This is a genomic window from Mesorhizobium sp. M8A.F.Ca.ET.181.01.1.1 (assembly GCF_004792025.1).
GTDB lineage: Bacteria > Pseudomonadota > Alphaproteobacteria > Rhizobiales > Rhizobiaceae > Mesorhizobium.
The window spans coordinates 1-292 of sequence record NZ_SRTV01000280.1; the positions used below are offsets into that span (position 1 = coordinate 1).

General features: G+C 64.7%; 1 protein-coding gene. It reads left to right on the forward strand.

All coding sequences use genetic code 11. The annotated features are described in order from the left end of the window. A partial coding sequence (locus EN824_RS34595) for a transporter substrate-binding domain-containing protein (RefSeq protein WP_135933237.1) occupies window positions 1-292 on the forward strand: 292 nt, incomplete at both ends.

A 292-nucleotide genomic window follows, 5' to 3' on the forward strand; every position in this document is an offset into this window, starting at 1 on the left:
GCAGTTCCCGGCGCGCTTCATCATGCCGAAGGCGAAAGCCTTCGCGGAGCCGATCCTCGACAAGTTGCGCAGCAAGCGGGTCGGCGTCATCGCCGGCTCGGCGCATGAGAAAATGCTGCGCGAGTATTTCGGCACCGTTCAGGTCGTGCCCTTCGACGCGCCGGAAGCGCTCTATGGCGACCTCAAGTCCGGCAAGATCGACGCCGCCTTCGGCGACGGCATGCGCTTTGCCTTCTGGCTGGGCGGCTCCGATGCCGGCAGTTGCTGTCCCTTTCCCGGCAGTCCATATCTG